Raw genomic sequence first — 22,485 nt, forward strand, 5'->3', positions numbered from 1 at the left:
TCGCGTCGCCGCCGCGATCGGGCGTATTCAGCGGGGAATCGGCGAGCACCGCCGGCACCGACAGGCGGCCGCTGTTCACGAGCTTGCGCGCGAACTCGCAGTCGCGCGCCAGCTTCAGCGTCGCGTCGCGGAACACGCGCGACACCGCGCTCTTCGGCGTGATGAAGTCGGTCGAACGCGTCGAGTTGCGGATGTTCTCGTCGGCCGCGAATTCGCGTTCGCTCGCATACGTATCGAGCAGGCTGTCGGCCGAGCGGCCGTCGAGCACGAGCTTCAGCTTCCACGCGAGGTTGTCCGCGTCCTGCACGCCGCTGTTCGCGCCGCGCGCGCCGAACGGCGACACGCCGTGCGCGGAATCGCCCGCGAACAGCACGCGCCCGTGGCGGAACGTGTCCATCCGCTGGCAGCGGAACGTATAGACGCTCACCCATTCGAGTTCGAACTCGGCATTCGGCCCGAGCAGCGCGCGCACGCGCGGGATCACCCGCTCCGGCTGCTTCTCGGCGACGGGGTCGGCGTCCCAGCCGAGCTGGAAGTCGATGCGCCACACGTTGTCCGGCTGGCGATGCAGCAGCACCGACTGGTTCGGGTGGAACGGCGGATCGAACCAGAACCAGCGCTCGGTCGGAAACTCCGCCGTCATCTTCACGTCGGCGATCAGGAAGCGGTCCTTGAACGTGCGGCCGCGGCTTTCGAGCCCCATCATCGTGCGCATCGGGCTGCGCGAGCCGTCGGCCGCGATCACGTACCGCGCGCGCAGCGTCGCGACGCCGTCCGGCGTCTCGATCGTCAGCACCGCGTGTTCGGCCGACTGCTCGATGCCCGTCACCTTGTGCTTCCAGCGGATGTCGATGTTCGGCAGCTCGAACGCGCGGTCGGCCAAATAGCCTTCGACGTAGTACTGCTGCAGGTTGATGAACGCGGGGCGCGCATGCCCTTCCTCGGGCAGCAGGTCGAACGCATACAGCTGCTCGTCCTGCAGGAACACCTTGCCGACGTGCCAGCTCACGCCCTTGTCGACGAAGCGCTCGCCGCAGCCGAGCCGGTCGAAGATTTCGAGCGTGCGCTTCGCGAAGCAGATCGCGCGCGAGCCGGTCGACAGCGTGTCGTCGTCGTCGAGCAGCACGACGGGCACGCCTTGCTGCGCGAGGTCGATCGCGGCCGCGAGGCCCACCGGGCCGGCGCCGACGACGATCACCGGATGGACGGCCGCGTCATGGGCGCGCGCGCGGTACTCGAACTTCAGCGTCTGGTAATCGATGCTCATGGTCGCCATCCGCTCGTCAACCCTGCCGTGCGCGCACCGGCGCGCCCGTCGTTCCTTTCGTCTCCTGCCGGCGTGCCTGCCCGCCTGTGTTGTCATCCGCCACGTCTCGCTCCTTGCTTCCTGTTGATTCGCGAACGGCGCCGTCCCGCGGCGCCCGCATGCCGCATTTCTTGATCGGCGACAAATTCTGGATTTACGAATAGTAAAACCAATTACGAATAGTGAAATCAACGTAAACCCTAGGCGCTGCCCCCGGGATGGGATAACCATATGAATGAAACGGCGAGCCGAGCGCGGCGCGCGCTGCTAATATCAAGAGACGAGGCGGCCCTTTCGGCCGCCATTTTTCCTTTTCACGCCGATGATTCCGCCCACCATCCCCGAGCTGGTCGCCCGTGCCGGGCAACTGCCGTATCTGCGGGAACACCTCGCGCTGGCCGAAGGCGGCACCGCGTGCGCGAATCTGCCCGAGCGCACGCTCGCCAGCGCGTACGAACCGATCTACGACGTGACGATGCCCGGCGCGCCGCAATCGACGTCGTTCGCCGACGCGATCGAGCGCTACGGCGACGAGCTCGGCTTCCAGGCGGTCACCGTCGTCACGGGGGCGGCGCACGATCCGGTCGACTCGGCCGTCGACGACCAGACGCTGGTCGCGATCGACCGCCTGTCGCGCGCGCTGCATGCAATCAACTTTTTCGGCGCGCAGCGCCACGGGCTGCTGTTCCTGCGCGTGCACGAACGGCTGCTGAAGAGCGTGAAGTACGACCACGGCAAGCACTTCTCGTCGGTGCTGCAGCGCTTCGGGCTGCCGCCGGAGCGGATCGTGATCGAGCTGCCGGCGGTCGCGGTCGCGCACAAGACCTTCCTCGGCTACCTGACGCGCAGCTACCAGCATCACGGCTTCAAGGTCGCGGACAAGCTGCCCGATCCGGGTCGTATCCTCGCGGTCGAATCGGACATGGCGCGGCCCGACTTCATCAAGATGGATGCGGGCATCGCATTGCGCGACGGGATGGTCAAGGCGCTCGTCGCCTATGCGCAGCGCGTGCGGATTCCGCTGATCTTCGACGGCGTCGTCGACGAGACGCAGTGCGAGTTGCTGCGCCAGTACGACGTGCGGTTCATGCAGGGGCCGGTGTTCGCCAAGGTCGTGACGGCCTGATCGGCAGGCGGGGACCGCGCGTGCGGGCAGCGGCGCGCGGGATGCCGGGCCCGGATGTCGCGTGGCGCGCGGGCCGGGGGAGAAACAGGCCGTCAGGCACGCGCCGTCGACTCGCGCCTGTCCGCCCGTGTCGACGGTTACCGCTCACGGCACGCCATCATCGTCGTACCTGGGCAACGCGTCGTCGATCTCGATGCCCGGGAAACGGTCCCGATACCAGACGTGCCAGGCCGGACGCAGCCGCGCCGGCTCGTCGAGCGTCGCGTAATTGATCTCGACCGTCTGCGGCGCCTCGGCGAGCCGGTATTCGAGTTGCGCGCCGCACCGGCCGCAGAAGCGTCGCTCGCCCCACGCGCTCGACACGTAGACGGTCGGTTCGCCTTGCAGGTATTCGAACGCGCCGATCGGCACCGATGCCGATGCGACGACCGCCGCACCGGTCGTGCGCTGGCAAAGCCGGCAATGGCAGAAACCGGCATCGGTCGGTACGTCGGCGATACGGTAGCGGATCGCCCCGCACGCGCATCCGCCTTCCATCGGTTCCGGGTCGGGCATCGCACACCTCGTCGTCGGGAAGCAGGCGAACGATGATGAGCGCGCTCCGGCCACAGTACAAGTGGCAGCGCCGTCGCCCGCCCTCACGCACGACGCGGAAGGCGCGCTTGCGGGGCGGCGGCGAGCGCCGCGCGCCGCGTTGCTCAGGCCGTCGGCCCGAGCCGTTGCGCGAGCGCCTTCAGCTTCGGCCCGACCTGCGTGCGGAACACGTCCTCGCCCATCGACGACGCGGGGCCGCTGCAGCTCAGGATCAGCCAGCGCCCCTCGCGCGGCTCGCGAAACGGAACGGCCGCCGCGTTCACGTCCATGTGCCACGCACGGAACGAATAACAGCACCCGCCCGCCGAGAACTCGGCCACCGCCTGCTGCGCGGCCGCGACGAGCGCATCGGCATCGGCCGCGCCGCCGGCCGCGCGGTGCAGTTCCGCGTACAGCGCGCGGCGCACGTCCTCCGGCTGCACGGCCAGGTACGCACGCCCCATCGAACTCGTCAGCATCGACAGCCGCGAACCGGGCGCAAGCCCGAGCGTCAGCGCCGTCTCGCTGCGGATCGTCTCCAGATAGATCATGTCGAGCCCGTCGCGGCAGCCGAGCGACACGGCCGCGCCGATCTCGCGCGCGAGCGCCTGCATGTGCGGGCGTGCGAGGTCGATCGTCCCCGAACCCGCCAGCAGCGCGTAGCCGAGCGACAGCACGCCGGCGTCGAGCGCATACTTTCCGAGCGTCTCGTCGTAGCGCAGGTAACCGAGCACGGTCAGCGTGTAGGCGAGCCGGTTCACGGTCGCTTTCGGCAATCCCGTGCGCTCCGCGAAGTCGCGGTTGCCGAGCATCGTCTCGCCGGGCCGGAATGCGCGCAGCAGGTCGAGCCCGCGTGCGAGCGCGACGACGAACTTGCGCTCGTCGATCGTGGTTTCGTCGATGGTTGAAAGTGTCATCTGGTGCTACACTGGGTTCGATTTGCAAAACATTGTTCCGCACAGCGGAACTACAGTCAAGCGAACTTTTGGCATGGGGCCCGGCTGGAAGACCGGACCAACAGGAGATGAAACGATGACCGCTGCAACTTTTCACTGGGACGATCCGCTGCTGCTCGACCAGCAGTTGACCGAAGAAGAGCGGATGATCCGCGACGCGGCGCAGGCGTACGCACAGGACAAGCTCGCGCCGCGCGTCACCGAAGCGTTCCGCCACGAGCGCACCGACGCCGCCATCTTCCGCGAGATGGGCGAAATCGGCCTGCTCGGCCCGACGATTCCCGAGGAATACGGCGGCCCCGGCCTCAATTACGTGAGCTACGGACTGATCGCGCGCGAAGTCGAGCGCGTCGATTCGGGCTACCGGTCGATGATGTCCGTGCAGTCGTCGCTCGTGATGGTGCCGATCCACGAATTCGGCTCCGACGCGCAGAAGCAGAAGTACCTGCCGAAGCTCGCGACCGGCGAATGGATCGGCTGCTTCGGCCTGACCGAGCCGAACCACGGTTCCGATCCGGGTAGCATGGTCACCCGCGCGAAGAAGGTGCCCGGCGGCTACGCGCTGTCCGGCGCGAAGATGTGGATCACGAACTCGCCGATCGCGGACGTGTTCGTCGTGTGGGCCAAGCTCGAGGAGAACGGCAAGGACGCGATCCGCGGCTTCATCCTCGAGAAGGGCTGGAAGGGCCTGTCGGCGCCCGCGATCCACGGCAAGGTCGGGCTGCGCGCGTCGATCACGGGCGAGATCGTCCTCGACGAGGTGTTCGTGCCCGAGGAGAACCTGATGCCGAACGTGAGCGGCCTGCGCGGCCCGTTCACGTGCCTGAACTCGGCACGCTACGGGATCGCGTGGGGTGCGCTCGGCGCCGCCGAGTCCTGCTGGCACACCGCGCGCCAGTACGTGCTCGACCGCCAGCAGTTCGGCCGGCCGCTCGCCGCGAACCAGCTGATCCAGAAAAAGCTCGCCGACATGCAGACCGAAATCACGCTCGGCCTGCAAGGCGTGCTGCGCCTCGGCCGGATGAAGGACGAAGGCACGGCGGCCGTCGAGATCACGTCGATCATGAAGCGCAACTCGTGCGGCAAGGCGCTCGACATCGCCCGCCTCGCGCGCGACATGCTCGGCGGCAACGGCATCTCCGACGAATTCGGCGTCGCGCGCCACCTCGTGAACCTCGAAGTGGTCAACACGTACGAGGGCACGCACGACATCCACGCGCTGATCCTCGGCCGCGCGCAGACGGGCATCCAGGCATTCTTCTGATCATCCGGGCGTGACGCACGCGGCAGCGGTGCCGCGTGTGCGCTCCCCAAGCAAACGGCCCGCCCGGCATCACTGCCGGGCGGGCCGTCGTTCATCGGAACCGCGGTTGCGGGCCGCCGATGCTTACTTGTTCGGCTGCGGCGTCAGGCGCAGATACGGACGCACCGCGTTGAAGCCCTTCGGGAAACGCTTCTTCAGCTCTTCCGGATCCTGCAGCGACGGCACGATCACGACGTCGTCGCCGTCCTTCCAGTTACCGGGCGTCGCGACCTTGTAGTTGTCGGTCAGCTGCAGCGAGTCGATCACGCGCAGCACTTCGTCGAAGTTGCGCCCCGTGCTGGCCGGATAGGTGATCGTGAGCCGCACCTTCTTGTTCGGGTCGATCACGAACAGCGAGCGCACCGTCAGCGTTTCGTTCGCGTTCGGATGGATCATGTCGTACAGCTGCGACACCTTGCGGTCCGCGTCGGCGATGATCGGGAAGCCGACGACCGTCGACTGCGTTTCGTTGATGTCGTTGATCCAGCCCTTGTGCGATTCGACGCCGTCGACCGACAGCGCGATCACCTTCACGTTGCGTTTCTCGAATTCGCCCTTCAGCTTCGAGGTCAGCCCGAGTTCCGTCGTGCACACCGGCGTATAGTCGGCCGGATGGGAGAACAGGACGCCCCAGCTGTTGCCGAGCCAGTCGTGAAACTTGATGGTGCCCAGGCTCGATTCCTGCTCGAAATCCGGTGCGATGTCGCCAAGACGCAGACTCATGATGTTCCCTCCTCGAACGATGCTGGTTGAAACCACGCGCCTGACAGCGCGGGACAGTCCATCAGCTTACGGGAAGCAATGGGCCGTGCGAACGATTATTCCGTTTGATATACATACTTTTTTGTCATTTTTACCCGGTGTCGAGCGGGACAGTCGGCCGCGAGGGAAACTTTTCACCCCGTTTGCCGCTCTGTTCATGATTACAAGTCGTTTACCATGCAGTCTTGCACTGCCGCCGTGTGTCTTCCCGGCTCGCCAGCAGGCAGGGGTTTCGCTACGATGTGAACCTGCAGCATGACAGCATGAAGGGAGTTGCAATGTCGGAAATCAACAAGGAGAAACTGATGTCGGATATCAAAACCGTTCTCTCGGACGCCGAAGACCTGCTCAAGCAAGCGGCGAGCAGCACGGGCGACCGTGCGGCCGAGCTGCGCGAGAAGGCGATGTCGCGCCTGAAGCAGGCCAAGGAAAAGGCAGCCGACGTCCAGGTCGTGGTGGTCGAGAAAGGCAAGAAGGCCGCACGCGCCACCGACGATTACGTGCACGAGCACCCGTGGACGTCGATCGGCGTGGCCGCCGGCGTCGGCGTGCTGATCGGCCTGCTGATCAACCGCAAGTAACGGGCTCTGCGCCGTTTCGTCCCGCGGGCCGCGTCATGCGGCTCGCGGGCGTCGAAACCAGCCTGCGGAATTCGCCGGCCGGTTTTGTTCTAGCTGCTCACTGCACGCGCACGCACCTCATCCATGACGACAGACACCACCTCGCAGCCGTCCGGCCAAGGACCGCTGCGCCGCCTCGTCGGCTCCGCGATCGGACTTCTGCAGACGCGCCTCGAACTGGTGGGCATCGAGCTTGCCGAGGAGAAGGAGCGCCTGATGGGCGTGCTGTTCCTCGGGCTCGCCGCGATGATGCTCGCGACGATGGCGCTCATCAGCCTGACCGTGCTGGTCGCGATCGCGTTCTGGGATACCTATCGCTGGCAAGCGCTCGCGGCGATCACCGCGCTGTATGCCGTTGGCGGCATCGCGTGCGCGCTGAAGGCACGCTCGGGCCTGCGCGATGCGCCGACCGTGTTCGAGGCGACGCTCGCCGAACTCGAGAAAGACCGCGAGCTGTTCCGCGGCAAGCCGTGAGCGCCATCGCGCTCGCCCCATCCACCTACTTCGCCGACGCGCCATGAGCCAGAACGTCACGGGCAATTCACCCCGCTCCCATTCGTCGCGATCGAACTGGAGTGCGTCGCAGCATCGCGCGCTCCGCAAGGAATTGCTGATCCTGCGATCCGACGTCGAGCGACTCGAACTCGCGGAAGCCGCCGGCGAGATGCGCCACGCCGTCACGCGCTTCAGCTGGCTCAAGGTGTTCATCCCCGGCCTTTCCACCAACAAGTTCAGCCAGTCCGCGAAGAACCTGAACGCGAGCCTCGGCAATCTCGTCAACCAGTATCCGATGCTGAGTTCGCTCGCGTCGCTCGTGCTGGCGAAGCCCGTTCGCTCGCTGCTGCGCGCGAGCGCGGGCCCCGCGCTGAAGTGGGGCACGCTCGGCTTCGCCGCATGGGAGGTCTACCGGATCTGGAAGCAGTCCCGCGACGAGCGCGGGCTCGACACGCACGACGACTGACCGCCGGCATCCCGCGCGCGCGGCCATGGGCCGTTGCGCGCCGTTCCTGCAGAGTCAACGCGTACCCCAGCACGCCGTGCCCGGTTCGTCCGCGTCATCGCGCCGCGCATTGCCTTTCGTTCCGGCCGAATCCAGCGTGAAGGTACCGCAGGTATCGTCGTGCATCGGGCCTGTGTCCAACGGGCTGGCCTCCAGTTCGTAGCTCACCGGCGAATCGTCGCCATCCGGCCGCCGCAGCGTCAAGCGATACACGGCTCGCCCGTCCGGCGGTGCCAACGCGAGCGCGTCCGGTAACGCCGAAGGCGGAGAACCCTGCAGCGTTTCGAGATACTGGGCCGCGCGGTACAGCGCGGCGACCGCCGACGCGCGATGAACGCGCGCGACATGCTCGCGATACGACGGGACGGCCCATCCCGCCAGCACCGCGACGATCGCGAGCACGATCATCAGCTCGACCAGCGTGAATCCCGTCGATCGGAAGACGATAGAGCGACCGTTCATTGCAGCACAGTCGCGACCCGACGCCAGCGCAGCGCGACGACACGCGCGTCGCGTATCGCGACCTGGTGCTGCAACCAGACCGCGCTCGATGGGTGCGCACCGATGCCGCGCGCGGTGACGAGATAAGCACGGCTACCGGGCGGCCCAGCTCCGCGCCATGCCTCGATCAAACACCGCGGCGGCCCTGCGGCCATCGGCCATCCAGCGAACGGCGTGAATGCTTCGGCGGACGCGAGCGGCGGCATGCGCCGCCAGCTGTCCGGCTCCACGTGCGATTCGCGCTCCCTCACATAGGGTGCCGAGCCACCGAGCAATCGCGCGGTGCACGCCGCCAGCGCGGCATCGGCTGCGTGGAATGCGATCAGCCGATCGGACAGCGATCGCGTACGGCGCGCTTCCGTCAGCGCGGCTTCGAACCACGTGCCTGTCAGCGCTGCAATGGCCGCACCGACCGCAATGACTGCCGGCAATGCGAGCCCTGCGTCGCGACGCCAGGACCGGTGTGCTGATCGGACGCGGATGCGCGGTAGCTCGTGCGCGTTCGCGGCCACGGCGCTGGTGCACGCAGCCTGTCCTCGTTCGTCGCCGCTTGCGGCGACACACCCATTCGCGTTGCCTGTTGCAACGCATCGCGCTATTGCCCGCGTGCATCGATCGGCTCCGCTCATCGCAACACCTCACGCGTGTGCGCTGCATCTGGCAACGCCGCGTCGAAGCCGAGCGCGACGTTCCGCAACGCGATGATGCGATCGAGCGTCAAACCTGCGCGGCCGTCCCGGGCAACGACAATACGACCGTTGCAGTCGACATGGCTGGCCGGCTCGCGCATCGGTTCGCCGCGTGCCCGCACGCAGACATGCACGGCTACGACATCGCGCCAGTCGTCGACACGCATCGCGTCTGCGTCGATAAACTGCGCGCCGCCGCGACGCAAATAGCGCACGCGCAATTGATCGATGCCCGACACGACGGGCTGCGGCGTCCCCGGACGGCCGCTACCTTCGCAATACAGCTCGGGCTCGCCCGTCGACGGACTGACATGCGCGTCGAAACGGTTCTCCACCTGCGGCCGTTCGCCGGGTGCGCCTACGCCCTGCCCGAGACAATCCGACACTTGGCCGCTCACCGTCGACCACGTCGACACCGCATCGCCGACATACCGGACCAGGAGGGCGTCCGATGCAGCGCGCGCGGACTCGCACTGCGCCTGTGCGCCCTCACCCCGCACACGCGCCATCGAACAGCCGAACACCGGCGGCAACGATGACGCACCATCCGTATCGAGCGGCCGGAACCCCGCCATCTGGATCTGCTGGCCAATCAACAACAGCGCGGTGCCTGCCGCATCGCGCATCCGGAATCCGTCTTCCGCACGCCGTTGCGCAATGCGCTGTGCATGATGGAGCGCGCCGGCCGCTGCCAGCACGAGGAAACCGACGGTCATCGCAATCAGCACCTCGAGCAAGGTGTGTGCGCGCATACGACGATCAGCGTGCATCGGCATCAGTCTCCCGAAATGGAATCCGGACGCACGAGGGCGGCTGCGCCGACGCGCCCGCGGCTTCGCAACGCGGCGACGCAGCCGTGTTGCCGCTGCGCCAGCCGACGACCGCGTAGCGGGCACCGCCCGGCCCTGCGTCGAGTGTCATCGTGCCGCCGGGCAACGACGCAGCCGCCAGCGCCGCAAGGCCGTCGTTTGCCCCTGCGCCTGCGTACGAGCGCTCGATACGCGCATCGGCCAGCCACAACGCACGCTCGCGCCAGATCGTCGCCCGCTGAGCGCGCGTCATCGCGAGCTGGCTGCCGGCCACGGCCAGCATCACGGTCGCGAGCAGCGCGATGGCCAGCATCGCCTCGATCAGCGACGTGCCGCGCATGGCGTTGCGCCGCGCGCTCATGCCGAGCCGCAGCGGCCGGCGACGACCCGCGCCCGGCCGCCTGCCGCAATCCGCACGCAACGCGCCAAGCGTGCGTCTTCCGCGTCGGACACCCCGCGCCGCGGACGCAATTCGAAACGCCGGATTCCACCGATGGCCTGACCGGCCGGCGGTGCGAAAGCCAGATCGTGCGCGGCGCCCGCGACGACCACTTCGGCATCGCGCGGGTAGCGTCGCAGCACGCGCGACTGCCCGTCGACCTGCCCGCTGACGATCCAGTCGCACGACCATTCGGCCGCGTCGCCCTGCTCGCCGGCACGCAGGCAGGTGCCGTCGTTCCCGGCCCGGCACAGCGTGACACGCGTGCCGAGACGCGTCGCTTCGGTACGCGCAAACGACAGCGCGCCGAGCAGCGCACGCGAGCGTGCATCCACGCGCTCGCGCATGCGCCACTGGTCGAATGCAGGCGCCGCGTAGAGCGCGAGCCCGGCCGCCAGCGAGAGCGCGACCATCAGCTCGACGAGCGTGAACCCGCCCGCGAGTCGCGCCGAACTTTTAAAGGGATGAGCGCGCAGTTCCATCGCAATCGTCCTCCACCAGGATGAGACGACGACTGTAGCGACGCGTGCGGACGCCCGCCATTTGCCGAACGGCCGACTGGCGACAAACGATCGCGGCCGACACAATCGGCGCGAACTGGACCAACGGAGGAAACGATGAACGGACGCAGCGCGTCAGCGCTTACGCGGGGTCTTGGCGGGAGAGGCGCGACGGAACTCTTCGATCACGTCGGCAAATTCGGAAACGTCCTCGAAGCGGCGATACACCGATGCGAAGCGGACATAAGCGATCGTATCGAGGCCGCGCAGCTCGTTCATTACGAGTTCGCCGAGCTTCTCGCTACGCACTTCACGCTCGCCTGTCGCGAGCAGTTGATATTCGATACGAGCGACCGCCGCGTCGATCGCGTCGGCAGCAACCGGCCGCTTGCGCAGCGCGAGTTGCATGCTGGCGACGATCTTGCGACGGTCGAATTCGGTGCGACTGCCGTCCTTCTTCACGACGAACGGCAGCGACAGCTCGACCCGCTCGTACGTCGTGAAGCGCTTGTCGCAAGCCGAGCAGCGACGGCGCCGGCGAATCGCGGCGCCATCCTCGGACACGCGCGAGTCTACGACCTGCGTGTCGTCATGCCGGCAGAACGGGCAGCGCATCGTCGATCAGCGATAGACCGGGAAACGCTTGGTCAGCTCGGCGACCTGCGCACGCACGCGCTCGATCGTCGCCGCATCTTCCGGGTTCTCCAGCACGTCGGCGATCAGGTTGCCCACTTGCTCCGCTTCCGCCGGGCCGAAGCCACGCGTCGTCATCGCCGGCGAGCCCAGACGGATCCCGCTCGTCACGAACGGCTTTTCCGGGTCGTTCGGGATCGCATTCTTGTTCACCGTGATGTGTGCCGCGCCGAGTGCCGCTTCCGCTGCCTTGCCCGTGATGTTCTTCGCACGCAGGTCCACCAGCATCACGTGGCTTTCCGTCCGGCCCGACACGATCCGCAGCCCGCGCTTCACCAGCGTCTCGGCCAGCACGCGTGCGTTCTCGACCACCTTCTCCTGGTATGCCTTGAACTCCGGCGACAGCGCTTCCTTGAACGCCACCGCCTTCGCCGCGATCACGTGCATCAGCGGGCCGCCCTGGATGCCCGGGAAGATCGCCGAGTTGATCGGCTTCTCGTACTCGGCCTTCATCAGGATCACGCCGCCGCGCGGGCCGCGCAGGCTCTTGTGCGTCGTCGTCGTCACGAAATCCGCGTGCGGCACCGGGTTCGGGTACACGCCGGCCGCGATCAGGCCTGCGTAGTGCGCCATGTCGACCATCAGGTACGCGCCCACCGACTTCGCGATCTTCGCGAGGCGTTCGAAATCGATCTTCAGCGAGAATGCCGATGCGCCCGCGACGATCAGCTTCGGCTTGTGTTCCTGCGCGAGCTTCTCGGCCGCTTCGTAGTCGATGTCTTCGTTTTCGTTCAGGCCGTAGCTCACGACGTTGAACCACTTGCCCGACATGTTCACCGGCGAGCCGTGGGTCAGGTGACCACCGTGCGCGAGGCTCATGCCCATGATCGTGTCGCCCGGCTTGAGCATCGCGAAGAACACGCCCTGGTTCGCCTGCGAACCCGAGTTCGGCTGCACGTTCGCGGCTTCCGCGCCGAACAGCTGCTTCACGCGGTCGATCGCGAGCTGCTCGACGATGTCGACGTACTCGCAGCCGCCGTAGTAGCGCTTGCCCGGATAACCTTCCGCGTACTTGTTCGTGAGCTGCGAGCCTTGCGCGGCCATCACGGCCGGGCTCGTGTAGTTTTCCGACGCGATCAGCTCGATGTGATCTTCCTGGCGGCGGTTTTCCTGCTCGATCGCTGCAAAGACTTCGGGATCGACGTTCGCGATGGTGCTTTGGGCTCTGTCAAACATACGGTTTCCGTTAAGTGTGTACAGGTTGACCGGGGCGGCCTAGTACGGTGCGCTGCTGGCGGGACCAGCTCGACGTGGCGGAAGAATCCGTATGACGCGAGGCAGGACAGCCACCGGCGATGCACGCGACGGCGCACAACGGCTGCCCAGGCGAACGGCAAAAACGGCGCCCCGCGCTTCACGGTGGGATGCTCCACCTTGACCCCGAAAGGGTTCTATCGCCAGTCACGCAGGGGTGATGAGCGCATTAGTGTATTGGATGCGTCATGATTAGGCAACCGCACGGCAGTGGCCTCCAAACAATAAGGGCCAGACTCTACGCGCCCGTGCCGAAACACTTCGCCGTCTTGCCGCGGTGCGGCATTCTCAGTAGGCTTGCGGGATTCCACCCGCTATTCCGTTACCGACCAGGAGCAGCAATGATCGTGTTCGTCACAGGTGCGTCCGCCGGCTTCGGCGCCGCCATCTCCCGCGCCTTCGTCAAGGGCGGCCATCGCGTCGTCGCCACCGCGCGCCGCAAGGATCGCCTCGACGCGCTCGCGGCCGAACTCGGCGACGCGCTGCTGCCGTTCGAGCTCGACGTGCGCGACCGCGCGGCCGTCGAAGCCGTGCCGGCCGCCCTCCCCGCCGAATTCGCGGCGCTCGACGTGCTCGTCAACAACGCCGGCCTCGCGCTCGGCGTCGAGCCGGCCCAGAAGGCCAGCCTCGACGAGTGGCAGACCATGATCGACACGAACTGCTCGGGCCTCGTGACCGTCACGCACGCATTGCTGCCCGGCATGATCGCGCGCGGTCGCGGCCATATCTTCAATCTGGGCTCGGTGGCCGGCACCTATCCGTATCCCGGCGGGAACGTATACGGCGCAACCAAGGCTTTCGTCAGACAATTCAGTCTGAACCTGCGTACCGATCTGATCGGCACGCCGTTGCGCGTAACCGACATCGAGCCGGGCCTGTGCGGCGGCACGGAATTCTCGAACGTCCGCTTCCGCGGCGACGACGCAAAGGCGGCGAACGTCTACGAGAACGTCCAGCCGCTCACGGCCGAGGACATCGCCGATACGATCTACTGGATCGCCACGCGTCCCGCGCACGTCAACATCAATACGATCGAAATGATGCCGGTCGCGCAAGCTCCGGCGGGCCTCACGATCCATCGCGGCTGACACGTCGCCCGCGGCCGCAGGCCCGCCCGCGGCCGGCCCCGGTGTGCCACGACGCACTACATTCCGTTACGAAACGGTTACGAATCCGGCCTTTGCCTTCCGGTAGAATGCGCGCCATGACTCAGCCTACCCGCTCCCCGGAAGCGCCGTCCGGCTTCACCTGGCCGGTGCGCGTGTACTACGAGGATACCGATGCAGGCGGCATCGTCTTCTATGCCAACTACCTGAAGTTCTTCGAGCGCGCCCGCACCGAGTGGCTGCGCGCGTGCGGCATCGACCAGCGCCAGCTCGCCGACGATACCGGCGCGATCTTCATCGTCCGCAGCACGTCGCTCGACTACCGCGCGCCCGCGCGACTCGACGACACGCTGACGATCACGAGCCGGCCCGGACGCATCGGCCGCGCGTCGGTGGATTTCACGCAGGAAGCCTGGTGCGGCGACACGCTGCTCGTGGCCGGACACATTCGCCTCGGCTGCGTCGACCGCGACGGTATCCGGCCCGCGGCCATCCCGCCGGCTGTGCTCGACGCGCTGCAACGCGGGCCCGTCATCGACGCCGGGCACACTCCATTGTCAACGAAGCTCGCATGAGCGCCGTTTAGACAAAGCCTATGAACTTGCGGTTCTGATTCGATACTAAGCAAGGTTCGGCGTCAGGCATGGCCGGCGCGCCGCGCCGCACGCATACCGGGCGCCCCCGAAGGGCCGTTACTCAAACCTCTATGAACACTTCTCAAGACCTGTCGATCATTTCCCTCGTCCTCAATGCGAGCGTGCTCGCCCAGGCCGTGATGGGACTGCTGCTGTTGCTGTCGCTGATGTCGTGGACCTTCATCTTCCGCAAGTGGTTCGCGATCCGCCGCGCGCGCGCGCAGACCGAACGCTTCGAGAAGGATTTCTGGTCGGGCGGCGACCTGCAGGCGCTGTACCAGAGCGCGGCCAACAACCGCCACACGATCGGCGCGCTCGAGCGGATCTTCGAATCGGGGATGCGCGAATTCCTGAAGGCGAAGGAAAAGCGCATCAGCGATCCGGGCCTCGTGCTCGACGGTGCGCGCCGCGCGATGCGCGCGTCGTTCCAGCGTGAGATGGACGTGCTCGAAGCCAACCTCGCGTTCCTCGCGTCGGTCGGCTCGGTCAGCCCGTACATCGGCCTGTTCGGCACCGTCTGGGGGATCATGAACTCGTTCCGCGGCCTCGCGAACGTGCAGCAGGCGACCCTCGCGAACGTCGCACCGGGCATCGCCGAGGCACTCGTCGCCACCGCGATCGGCCTGTTCGCCGCGATTCCGGCGGTGGTCGCGTACAACCGCTACGCGCACGACATCGACCGCCTCGCGATCCGCTTCGAGACCTTCATCGAAGAGTTCTCGAACATCCTGCAGCGTCAGGCCCAGTAAGGAGCGCGCCATGGCAGGAAGTCCCATCCGATCCAGCATGCGCGGCGGCCGCTCGCGCCGTGCGATGGCCGACATCAACGTCGTGCCGTACATCGACGTGATGCTGGTGCTGCTCGTGATCTTCATGGTCACCGCACCGCTCGTCGCCCCGTCGATCATCAACCTGCCGACCGTCGGCAATGCCGCGCCGCAGGAGCAGACGCCGCCCGTCGTCGTCAACATCAAGGCCGACCGCACGATGAGCGTCAAGTACAAGGGCGACTCGGGCGCGACCCAGGAAGACACGATGACGAAGGCCGAGCTCGACAGCTTCATCTCGGCCCGGCAGGCCGATCACCCTGACCAGCCGGTCGTGATCGCGGCCGACAAGACCGTGCAGTACGATGCCGTCATGACCGTGATGTCGGATCTGAAGGCGCGCGGCGTCAAGCGCGTCGGTCTCCTCGTCAAATCGCAATGAACCGGCAGCAATCCACGCGCAGCGCCGCCTACCCGCCTCAGCCTCCCCGCGAGCGCGGCACCTGGCGCGCGTTCGCGCTCGCCGCGCTGATGCACGTGCTGCTCGCGCTGTTCCTCTATCACGGCGTGCAGTGGCAGAACAGCACGCCGGCCGGCGCCGAAGCCGAACTGTGGACCGAGGTGCCCGACGTGCCCGCGCCGCGGCCCGTCGTCACGCCCGCGCCGCCCGCGAAGGTCGCGCCCCCCGCTCCGCCGGTGCGCGACGAGCAGGCCGACATCGCGCTGCAACAGAAGAAACGTCAGCAGGAAGCGGCCGCGCGCGAAGCGCTGCTCGAGCAGCAGCGCCGCGCGCAGCAGTTGAAGCAACAGGAAGAGGAAGCGCGCCGCGCGCAACTCGCCGCGCAGCAGGCCGCCGCGCTCGCCGCGGAAAAGGCCGCCGAACGCGACAAGCAGAAGCAGGCGGCGAAACTGAAGCAACAGCAGCTCGCGGAGCAGCAAAAGCTCGAACAGCAGAAGCTCGAGCAGCAAAAACTGCAACAGCAGAAGCAGGCGCAGCTTGAAGCACAGCAGGCAGCGAAGGCCAAGGCGGACGCCGCCGCGAAAGCGAAGGCGGAAGCGCAGGCGAAGGCAAAGGCCGAAGCGGCTGCGCACGCGAAGGCCGACGCGGCCGCCAAGGCGAAGCTCGACCGGGAACGAAATGCGCGCCTCGCGCAGATGCAGGGCCTCGCGGGTGCCGGTGAAGGCGGCGGCCAGGGCCTCGCGAAAAGCGGCACCGGCACGGGTTCCGGCGGCAACGCCGCATCGCCCGGCTACGCCGACAAGGTGCGCCGCCGCGTGAAGCCGAACATCGTCTGGGGCGGCGAGCGCGCGGGGCTCACGACCATCGTCAAGATCCGCTGTACGCCCTCGGGCGACCTGCTGAGCGTGTCGGTCTCGCGATCGAGCGGCAATTCCGGGTGGGATCAGGCGGTCGTCAATGCGATCCAGGCGTCGGTTCCGTTACCGCCCGATACTGACGGTCATACCCCGTCGAGCATTACGATTACCTTCAAGGCGGCGGAGTGAGCGCAAATGCGCTTAAACTCCGTGCGTCGCTGCCGGACGGGAACGAATCGGGTATTTTTACTGTCTCTGCGGTTGCGCAGCGATCCAAGTCACATGGGAAGCAGAAGCATGAGTTTGATGACAAAGCTAGGTTTCAGGGCACTCGTGGCCTCGTGTCTGATTACGGCGGGCAGCGCCGCTAACGCCCAGGTCAACGTGCTGATCACCGGTGTCGGGTCGACCCAGTTCCCCATCGCCACCGCGAATTTCACGAACGAGGCGAGCCTGCCGCAACAGGTCACGTCGATCGTTCGTGCCGACCTCGCCCGCAGCGGCAAGTTCACCAACATCGACGCCGGCAGCACGCCCGTGCCCGAGACCGCATCGGTCGATCTCGGCGCATGGAAGGCCAAGGGCGCGAACGCGTTCGTCGCCGGCAGCGTGAACCGCGACGCGAACGGCCAGTACAAGGTCAACTTCATCCTGTACGACACCGTGAAGCAGCAAAGCCTCGGCGGCCTGTCGCTGACGGCGACCGACACCACGCTGCGCACGGCCGGCCACAAGATCGCCGACTACATCTACCAGAAGCTGCTCGGCGTGCGCGGCGTATTCGCCACGCGCCTGTCGTACGTGATCAAGACCGGTAATCGCTACCAGTTGCAGATCTCCGATTCGGACGGCCAGAACGCGCGCATCGCGCTGTCGAGCACCGAGCCGATCATCTCGCCGGCGTGGTCGCCGAGCGGGACGAAGGTCGCGTACGTGTCGTTCGAGCGCAAGAAACCGATCGTCTACATCCATGATCTGCCGACCGGCCGCCGCTACATGGTCTCCGACCAGAAGGGCAACAACAGTGCGCCGGCGTGGTCGCCGGACGGCAACACGCTCGCCGTCGCGCTGTCGCTGACGGGCAATACGCAAATCTACACGGTCAACGCGAATGGCGGCGGCCTGCGCCGTCTCACGCAGAGCAGCTCGATCGATACCGAGCCGTTCTACTCGCCGGACGGCCGCTGGATCTACTTCACGAGCGATCGCGGCGGCGCGCCGCAAATCTACCGGATGCCCGCACAGGGCGAAAGCGCCGGTGCCGCGCAGCGCGTGACCTTCACCGGCAGCTACAACACGAGTCCGCGGATCAGCCCGGACGGCAAGCTGCTCGCTTACATCTCCCGCACGGGCGGGGGCTTCAAGCTGTACGTTCAGGATCTGCAATCCGGCGCGGCGAACGCCATCACGAATACCAATCGCGACGAATCGCCGAGCTTCGCGGCAAACGGCCAGTACGTTCTGTACGCTACCCAGTCGGGTGGTCGCAATGTTCTGGCCGCAGTGCCTTCCGACGGCAGCGCGCCGCCGCAAATCCTGTCCGTCCAGGGCGGCTCCGTTCGCGAGCCGTCGTGGGGGCCCTTCATGCAATGACCACAAGGAGAGTAACCATGATGTCGAATAAAGCTCGTCTGGCCCTGGCCGTGATGATGATCAGCGCGCTCGCCGCATGTAAGTCGGGCGTGAAGCTCGACGACAAGGCGAACAACGCGGGTGCCGTCAGCACGCAACCGAGCGCCGACAACGTCGCGCAAGTGAACGTCGATCCGCTGAACGACCCGAACAGCCCGCTCGCGAAGCGCAGCATCTACTTCGACTTCGACAGCTATTCGGTGAAGGACGAGTACCAGCCGCTGCTGCAGCAGCACGCTCAGTACCTGAAGAGCCACCCGCAGCGTCACGTGCTGATCCAGGGCAACACCGACGAACGCGGCACGAGCGAGTACAACCTCGCGCTGGGCCAGAAGCGTGCGGAAGCCGTCCGCCGCGCGATGGCACTGCTCGGCGTGAACGACTCGCAAATGGAAGCCGTGAGCCTCGGCAAGGAAAAGCCGCAGGCAACGGGCCACGACGAAGCATCGTGGGCGCAGAACCGTCGCGCCGACCTCGTCTACCAACAGTAAGTAACGGAAGAATCGCCGTATGACGCACCGTGTAACCTGGCTGCGTGCAGCCGCAGCTCTCTGCGTCGCCGGCGCGGCGTGGTCGGCCGCGCCAGCGCACGCCGGCGTGTTCGACGACAACGAAGCGCGCCGTGCCGTGCTCGATCTGCGTAGCAAAACCGACAACCTGGCGAACCAGTTGTCGGCCGCCCAGCGTACGATCCTCGATCAATCCGGCCGTCTCGACCAGCTGAACCAGCAGGTCGCGACGCTGCGCGGCGAGAACGAGGATCTGACGAACCGGCTGACGACGCTCGAGCGGCAGCAGAAGGAGTACTACCAGGATCTCGACACGCGGCTCAAGAAGTTCGAGCCGCAGCAGGCGACGATCGATGGTGTCGAAGGCACCGTGCAGCCGGGTGAAACGGATGCGCTCAATGCGGCGCAACAGCAGTTCCGCAACGGCAACTTCAAGGCGGCCGCGGCTTCGTTCCGCGCGTTCATCGCGAAGTATCCGCAGAGCCCCTACCAGCCGACCGCGCAGTACTGGTACGGCAATGCGCAATACGCGCTGCGCGACTACCGCGGTTCGACCGCGACGTGGCAAGGGATCGTCAGCAAGTTCCCGCAGCACCCGCGCGCGGCCGATGCCCTCGTGGCGATCGGGACGAACCAGCTCGAACAAGGCCAGAAGGCGGCCGCGAAGAAGACGTTCGAGCAAGTCGTGTCGCAGTACGCCGGGTCAAACGCGGCGCAGACGGCGCAGGGCAAGCTCGAAACGATCAAATAATTATCGCGGCGGGTTGTTGACACCCCATCAATCCGCCGCTATAATCTTTTGCTCTTTGGGTCGCTTGCCAAGTTGTTAAAGCAACGAACCAACAGGTTTCAAGAACGTGGGGTGGTAACTCAGTTGGTTAGAGTATCTGACTTTTAATCAGAGAGTCGAGGGTTCGAGTCCCTCCCACCCTACCAACTATCTTTGATAGTGCATTCAAGCCTCCCGCGTGGAGGCTTTTTTGCGTCTGTCGCTCCTGTGCCGAATCCGACATTTCTGCTTACCTGCGCGGAGTGCGCGTTCGAGCCACGCGCGCCCCACTCAGGGGTTAGCTCCGCCGCCCGCCAGTTCATTTCAAGTCGGTGCTCGCATGCACGCGATTTTCGCTTGAAGACTGCCGTATCAAAGGCTATCGAGATCAGCAAGCCCGCGCTCGCCGCGCCAGCAAATTCCCTGAGGTAAAAAATCCAGCACCTAGTTACGCTCAACGGCGAATCAGCTGGCGAGCGACCTCTCGGGCCGCCAGATCCGATCGGCACTGACATATCCCGAACCACCTAACCCGCGTTGGCCAAACACGACCCCGAGCAGGTCGCCAATCATTCTCGATAGCAAGAGCGCGAGACGCCCCAAAACGCGTCTCGGCACTCAGATCCGGCACTCAAGGCCGTCGTCTATTCATGGGTCGATTGCCGCTCAAGGTCCGCCGTTCTACGTAACAGCGCCTCGATCTCGCTCCGTGACGCTTCGAATTGACTTCGCATCCTTGAAAGTTCGCTTTCAAGGATGCTGGCCCGCTGTTCAAACTCATCCACCAAGATCGACTGCTTCTTATTGGCGGCGTCGATCATTACGGCACGCGCCTCATCCATACCCAAATGCAACCGCGCAATCTGCTCTGCGTGGGCTTGCGAGCGCTCCAGTTGCTGACGAAGCAGCAGCTCAATCTCCTGACGCGCTTTATGCAACTGGTCCTGCGCATCCAGCAGACGCTTCTCCAGGGCACTCGTGCGCCTCACATGCTCTTCAATCAGCGGCGTGTACGTTTTCTCGGCGGCCTCGATCGAAGCAAGGCGCTCTCGATCGATTCTCGAATGTGCATGAGCAAGTTCCTCTGCGTACTTTCGCTCTCTTTCCGCCTGCTGCCGCAGCAATGCTTCGACCTCGCCGCGGATGCTCACCGTTACCTTCGCGCACTCTGCGTCCGATTTGATACGTTCGCGAGCCAACTCTTCCTTGAGTTCATTCAACTCCTGCGACTTCTCTGCAAATCCCTCTTTGGCTTTCGACCAGCCACCATTCGCCCCTGCCATCCAGATCCGTCCTGTCTCGTACCGGCCATGGGCAATGAAATGGGCATAGGGGGGCGTACCCGCCGCAAGAATGTCGGTGTTATTAAGCAAGTAAGCAATTGGATCAAAATCCTGCGGGATCAACGGATCATTTGCCAGATGCCAATCGATGTTCAACAAGGCACTCGCTACGTGCGAGGCGCCGGACTGCTGAGTCAGCGCAATTTTTTCCAACGCCCAGTTCAGCACCAGATCGCGCACGCGTGCCTCGTGGCCGACCATCTCGCCTTCTATACTCAGCGAGGTCTCAACGGCTAAGGCTTGGCGATCGGTCTTGTTACGCTCGCCGGAAAGCGAAACAACATCAGCGCCACCAAAGAAATGACTATTGACCCAGTCGATATCGGCCCTATACCGCTTCTCGAGCCCTCCCTCGACCTCGTCAGTCATCTCGACAGACTCTGATTTGGCAAACGGCTCCGCATAAATCATTCGATCCGAAACTTCCTCGGAGAACGAAGCACCAAACTCCCGATTAATTCTACGAAGAAGGCTACGCTCCACGCCAGTCAGGGATCGATTGACAATTCGATCCTGATTCTCAAGGGTAGAAACTCCAATCAGGTCAACAAAGGAATCAACCACCCGCTTTTTGATTGCCTCGTAGCTGACGACAGTTACTTCATCGCTGGATAACACTTCGGAGAGGGATCTGAGTGTGGATATATGCAACCATTCAGCCGTATCGACCCATACCTCGAAATCCTCACACAATCCGTGACGCTTGATGAGCTGATCATAGACTGACTTCATGAACGGGATCACGTTTCGCACGTAGAAAACCACACGCAGACGAATGCCCTCTCCTCGACAAACATCGGCTAACAAACGCCAATTTTCGGAAGAAAATTCACTGAACAATTCAGATGAACAAATCGCGTTTGAATACTCACCAAAATAAGACCTAATTACAGCAGCAATTATCGAAACATCATTTCTTTCATCGCAAATGGCCTCACGCAACATCTCACCATTTCCGCTCGAAATCTGATGTTCGAACACCATCCCGGTTTTATTCAGATATCCTATGTCGCGCGCACCGAGCTTTTCGGAGTTGAATTCAAGAAAACTCTGCAGCGCAGACGATCCTGTTTTCGGGCCACCCGCATGCAAGAACAATGTAGATTTCATGTTTTTATAACCGACTCAGATCGACTTGAGTTGCGCGAATTGCGACCCACTTCCCGCCGAAATAAAATATCCGTACATCAATGAAAATTTCTTAAATTTCATGCCTTTTATCAACTCACTGAGGCCGCCTCACTCGCGATGGTTTGCAACAACCAAATTCGAATTCTCAATGTAAATATTCGTGCACTGAAACCAACACGCTTGCTTACCGCAATCTTACTGCCTTTCCTTGCACTTCTCCACGAAATTCATCCATTCGGCAGGTCGAATATCCGCTGACGAAATTGGACGGGCAACAAGCCATCAAGGAAAAAGGGGCAAATGCACGCTTCACACTGAGGCAGCGACGGTTACGAAAAATCGGCCTATGTTCAAAGCAGAATCACTGGAACAGCCAACACGGGCAGTCCACAAGCTACTGCATGCGCCCGCGGTCATTGCGGACTCCAGTTCTATCACCGCAACCGGCACCTGTGCTGCCGGCGCTCCAGGCTCGCGCGCGATAGCAAGACTTGCTTCTTTCCGGTTCCGACAAGCAGTTCGCCTGCTGCGCGACGACAATCCATTCGGACGATCCAGCGCTTCGGTAACACAAAATGCCGCCCCCCCTGCTGCTCTATGGTCATCACGCATTGCTCCTCGTATCGATCTGCAAATGTCAATGATTGCTGCCGTCGCTTGTGCATGCGCCGCCGCTCGCATTAGGCCGGATGCGGACAGGCACGCCCCGCTACTCTCATCCCAGGCGTCAACGAAAGTAGCGCCG

25 protein-coding genes, 1 tRNA gene and 1 riboswitch are annotated in these 22,485 nt (G+C 64.7%); of the genes, 14 read left to right on the forward strand and 12 right to left on the reverse strand.

The features are described from left to right. The coding region (locus G3N62_RS21365) for an FAD-dependent oxidoreductase (RefSeq protein ID WP_206141292.1) at positions 1 to 1,276 on the reverse strand (1,276 nt) is incomplete at its 3' end. Positions 1,277 to 1,628: 352 nt separating this feature from the next. On the opposite strand from G3N62_RS21365, the gene G3N62_RS21370 reads away from it, so the two are divergent. Next, positions 1,629 to 2,432, forward strand: a complete 804-nt coding sequence (locus G3N62_RS21370; protein ID WP_034187221.1) for an EAL domain-containing protein — start codon at positions 1,629 to 1,631, stop codon at positions 2,430 to 2,432. Positions 2,433 to 2,576: 144 nt separating this feature from the next. On the opposite strand, the gene G3N62_RS21375 is transcribed toward G3N62_RS21370, so the two are convergent. Both G3N62_RS21375 and G3N62_RS21380 read right to left on the reverse strand, forming a co-directional pair. Further along, positions 2,577 to 2,987: a GFA family protein gene (locus tag G3N62_RS21375; RefSeq protein WP_124669263.1), complete on the reverse strand. Its 411-nt coding sequence runs from the start codon at positions 2,985 to 2,987 to the stop codon at positions 2,577 to 2,579. A gap of 143 nt (positions 2,988 to 3,130) precedes the next feature. Further along, positions 3,131 to 3,922, reverse strand: coding sequence for an IclR family transcriptional regulator (locus G3N62_RS21380; RefSeq protein ID WP_124669264.1), 792 nt, complete (start codon positions 3,920 to 3,922; stop codon positions 3,131 to 3,133). A gap of 115 nt (positions 3,923 to 4,037) precedes the next feature. On the opposite strand from G3N62_RS21380, the gene G3N62_RS21385 reads away from it, so the two are divergent. Then, a complete protein-coding gene (locus G3N62_RS21385; RefSeq protein ID WP_034187218.1) occupies positions 4,038 to 5,225 on the forward strand; it encodes an acyl-CoA dehydrogenase in 1,188 nt (395 codons plus the stop codon). A 123-nt stretch (positions 5,226 to 5,348) separates the two neighbouring features. On the opposite strand, the gene G3N62_RS21390 is transcribed toward G3N62_RS21385, so the two are convergent. Then, positions 5,349 to 5,987: a peroxiredoxin gene (locus G3N62_RS21390; protein WP_034187217.1), complete on the reverse strand. Its 639-nt coding sequence runs from the start codon at positions 5,985 to 5,987 to the stop codon at positions 5,349 to 5,351. Between the two features lie 317 nt (positions 5,988 to 6,304). Here G3N62_RS21390 and G3N62_RS21395 point away from each other — a divergent pair, with 317 nt between their 5' ends. The 3 genes from G3N62_RS21395 to G3N62_RS21405 all read left to right on the forward strand — a co-directional run bounded on the left by G3N62_RS21395 (position 6,305) and on the right by G3N62_RS21405 (position 7,607). Then, complete coding sequence (locus G3N62_RS21395; protein WP_006494044.1) at positions 6,305 to 6,607, forward strand: YqjD family protein; 303 nt, start codon at positions 6,305 to 6,307, stop codon at positions 6,605 to 6,607. A 123-nt stretch (positions 6,608 to 6,730) separates the two neighbouring features. After that, on the forward strand, positions 6,731 to 7,120 hold the full coding sequence (locus G3N62_RS21400; protein WP_034187216.1) for a phage holin family protein: 390 nt from the start codon (positions 6,731 to 6,733) through the stop codon (positions 7,118 to 7,120). 43 nt (positions 7,121 to 7,163) lie between these two features. Further along, positions 7,164 to 7,607 carry a DUF3318 domain-containing protein gene (locus G3N62_RS21405; protein WP_034187215.1) on the forward strand — a complete coding sequence of 148 codons (444 nt, stop codon included), beginning with the start codon at positions 7,164 to 7,166 and terminating at the stop codon, positions 7,605 to 7,607. 54 nt (positions 7,608 to 7,661) lie between these two features. Here G3N62_RS21405 and G3N62_RS21410 read toward each other — a convergent pair whose 3' ends face one another. The 7 genes from G3N62_RS21410 to glyA all read right to left on the reverse strand — a co-directional run bounded on the left by G3N62_RS21410 (position 7,662) and on the right by glyA (position 12,453). After that, complete coding sequence (locus G3N62_RS21410; RefSeq protein ID WP_124669265.1) at positions 7,662 to 8,108, reverse strand: type IV pilin protein; 447 nt, start codon at positions 8,106 to 8,108, stop codon at positions 7,662 to 7,664. After that, positions 8,105 to 8,566, reverse strand: coding sequence for a pilus assembly protein (locus G3N62_RS21415; protein WP_124669300.1), 462 nt, complete (start codon positions 8,564 to 8,566; stop codon positions 8,105 to 8,107). The genes G3N62_RS21410 and G3N62_RS21415 overlap by 4 nt, the downstream gene beginning before the upstream one ends. A 206-nt stretch (positions 8,567 to 8,772) precedes the next feature. After that, complete coding sequence (locus tag G3N62_RS21420) at positions 8,773 to 9,612, reverse strand: PilW family protein (protein ID WP_124669266.1); 840 nt, start codon at positions 9,610 to 9,612, stop codon at positions 8,773 to 8,775. Then, positions 9,596 to 10,006 (reverse strand): hypothetical protein, encoded by a 411-nt coding sequence (locus G3N62_RS21425; protein WP_124669267.1) that lies wholly within the window; start codon positions 10,004 to 10,006, stop codon positions 9,596 to 9,598. The genes G3N62_RS21420 and G3N62_RS21425 overlap by 17 nt, the downstream gene beginning before the upstream one ends. Further along, entirely contained in the window at positions 10,003 to 10,566 is a 564-nt protein-coding gene (locus tag G3N62_RS21430) for a GspH/FimT family pseudopilin (RefSeq protein WP_124669268.1), read from the reverse strand. Before G3N62_RS21430 ends, G3N62_RS21425 begins: the two co-directional genes overlap by 4 nt. Before the next feature lie 153 nt (positions 10,567 to 10,719). Then, positions 10,720 to 11,199, reverse strand: a complete 480-nt coding sequence (gene nrdR / locus G3N62_RS21435) for a transcriptional regulator NrdR (RefSeq protein WP_006476792.1) — start codon at positions 11,197 to 11,199, stop codon at positions 10,720 to 10,722. A 6-nt stretch (positions 11,200 to 11,205) separates the two neighbouring features. Beyond that, positions 11,206 to 12,453, reverse strand: coding sequence for a serine hydroxymethyltransferase (glyA, locus tag G3N62_RS21440; RefSeq protein WP_034187211.1), 1,248 nt, complete (start codon positions 12,451 to 12,453; stop codon positions 11,206 to 11,208). Positions 12,454 to 12,590: 137 nt separating this feature from the next. Continuing rightward, a riboswitch (ZMP/ZTP riboswitch) is annotated at positions 12,591 to 12,692 on the reverse strand. Between the two features lie 180 nt (positions 12,693 to 12,872). Between glyA and G3N62_RS21445 the strand changes: the two genes are divergently transcribed. The 9 genes from G3N62_RS21445 (at position 12,873) to G3N62_RS21485 (ending at position 19,433) form a co-directional block, all read left to right on the forward strand. Beyond that, positions 12,873 to 13,619 carry an SDR family NAD(P)-dependent oxidoreductase gene (locus tag G3N62_RS21445; protein ID WP_034187210.1) on the forward strand — a complete coding sequence of 249 codons (747 nt, stop codon included), beginning with the start codon at positions 12,873 to 12,875 and terminating at the stop codon, positions 13,617 to 13,619. Between the two features lie 107 nt (positions 13,620 to 13,726). Beyond that, positions 13,727 to 14,212: a tol-pal system-associated acyl-CoA thioesterase gene (ybgC, locus tag G3N62_RS21450; RefSeq protein ID WP_034187209.1), complete on the forward strand. Its 486-nt coding sequence runs from the start codon at positions 13,727 to 13,729 to the stop codon at positions 14,210 to 14,212. A 131-nt stretch (positions 14,213 to 14,343) separates the two neighbouring features. Further along, positions 14,344 to 15,021 carry a protein TolQ gene (gene tolQ, locus G3N62_RS21455; RefSeq protein ID WP_021157170.1) on the forward strand — a complete coding sequence of 226 codons (678 nt, stop codon included), beginning with the start codon at positions 14,344 to 14,346 and terminating at the stop codon, positions 15,019 to 15,021. Between the two features lie 10 nt (positions 15,022 to 15,031). Further along, complete coding sequence (tolR, locus tag G3N62_RS21460; RefSeq protein WP_006484943.1) at positions 15,032 to 15,481, forward strand: protein TolR; 450 nt, start codon at positions 15,032 to 15,034, stop codon at positions 15,479 to 15,481. Continuing rightward, complete coding sequence (tolA, locus tag G3N62_RS21465) at positions 15,478 to 16,545, forward strand: cell envelope integrity protein TolA (RefSeq protein WP_034187208.1); 1,068 nt, start codon at positions 15,478 to 15,480, stop codon at positions 16,543 to 16,545. Before tolR ends, tolA begins: the two co-directional genes overlap by 4 nt. Positions 16,546 to 16,653: 108 nt before the next feature. Then, positions 16,654 to 17,949: a Tol-Pal system beta propeller repeat protein TolB gene (gene tolB / locus G3N62_RS21470; protein WP_034187207.1), complete on the forward strand. Its 1,296-nt coding sequence runs from the start codon at positions 16,654 to 16,656 to the stop codon at positions 17,947 to 17,949. A gap of 17 nt (positions 17,950 to 17,966) precedes the next feature. Next, entirely contained in the window at positions 17,967 to 18,479 is a 513-nt protein-coding gene (pal, locus tag G3N62_RS21475; RefSeq protein WP_011883386.1) for a peptidoglycan-associated lipoprotein Pal, read from the forward strand. A 19-nt stretch (positions 18,480 to 18,498) separates the two neighbouring features. After that, positions 18,499 to 19,248, forward strand: a complete 750-nt coding sequence (gene ybgF, locus G3N62_RS21480) for a tol-pal system protein YbgF (protein ID WP_034187206.1) — start codon at positions 18,499 to 18,501, stop codon at positions 19,246 to 19,248. 108 nt (positions 19,249 to 19,356) lie between these two features. Then, positions 19,357 to 19,433 (forward strand) — tRNA-Lys (locus G3N62_RS21485). 477 nt (positions 19,434 to 19,910) lie between these two features. Here G3N62_RS21485 and G3N62_RS21490 read toward each other — a convergent pair. After that, on the reverse strand, positions 19,911 to 21,719 hold the full coding sequence (locus G3N62_RS21490) for a hypothetical protein (RefSeq protein ID WP_124669269.1): 1,809 nt from the start codon (positions 21,717 to 21,719) through the stop codon (positions 19,911 to 19,913). Positions 21,720 to 22,485 lie beyond the last annotated feature (766 nt).

Origin of the sequence: Burkholderia sp. Tr-20355 (assembly GCF_017104685.1) — a bacterium.
GTDB lineage: Bacteria > Pseudomonadota > Gammaproteobacteria > Burkholderiales > Burkholderiaceae > Burkholderia > Burkholderia seminalis.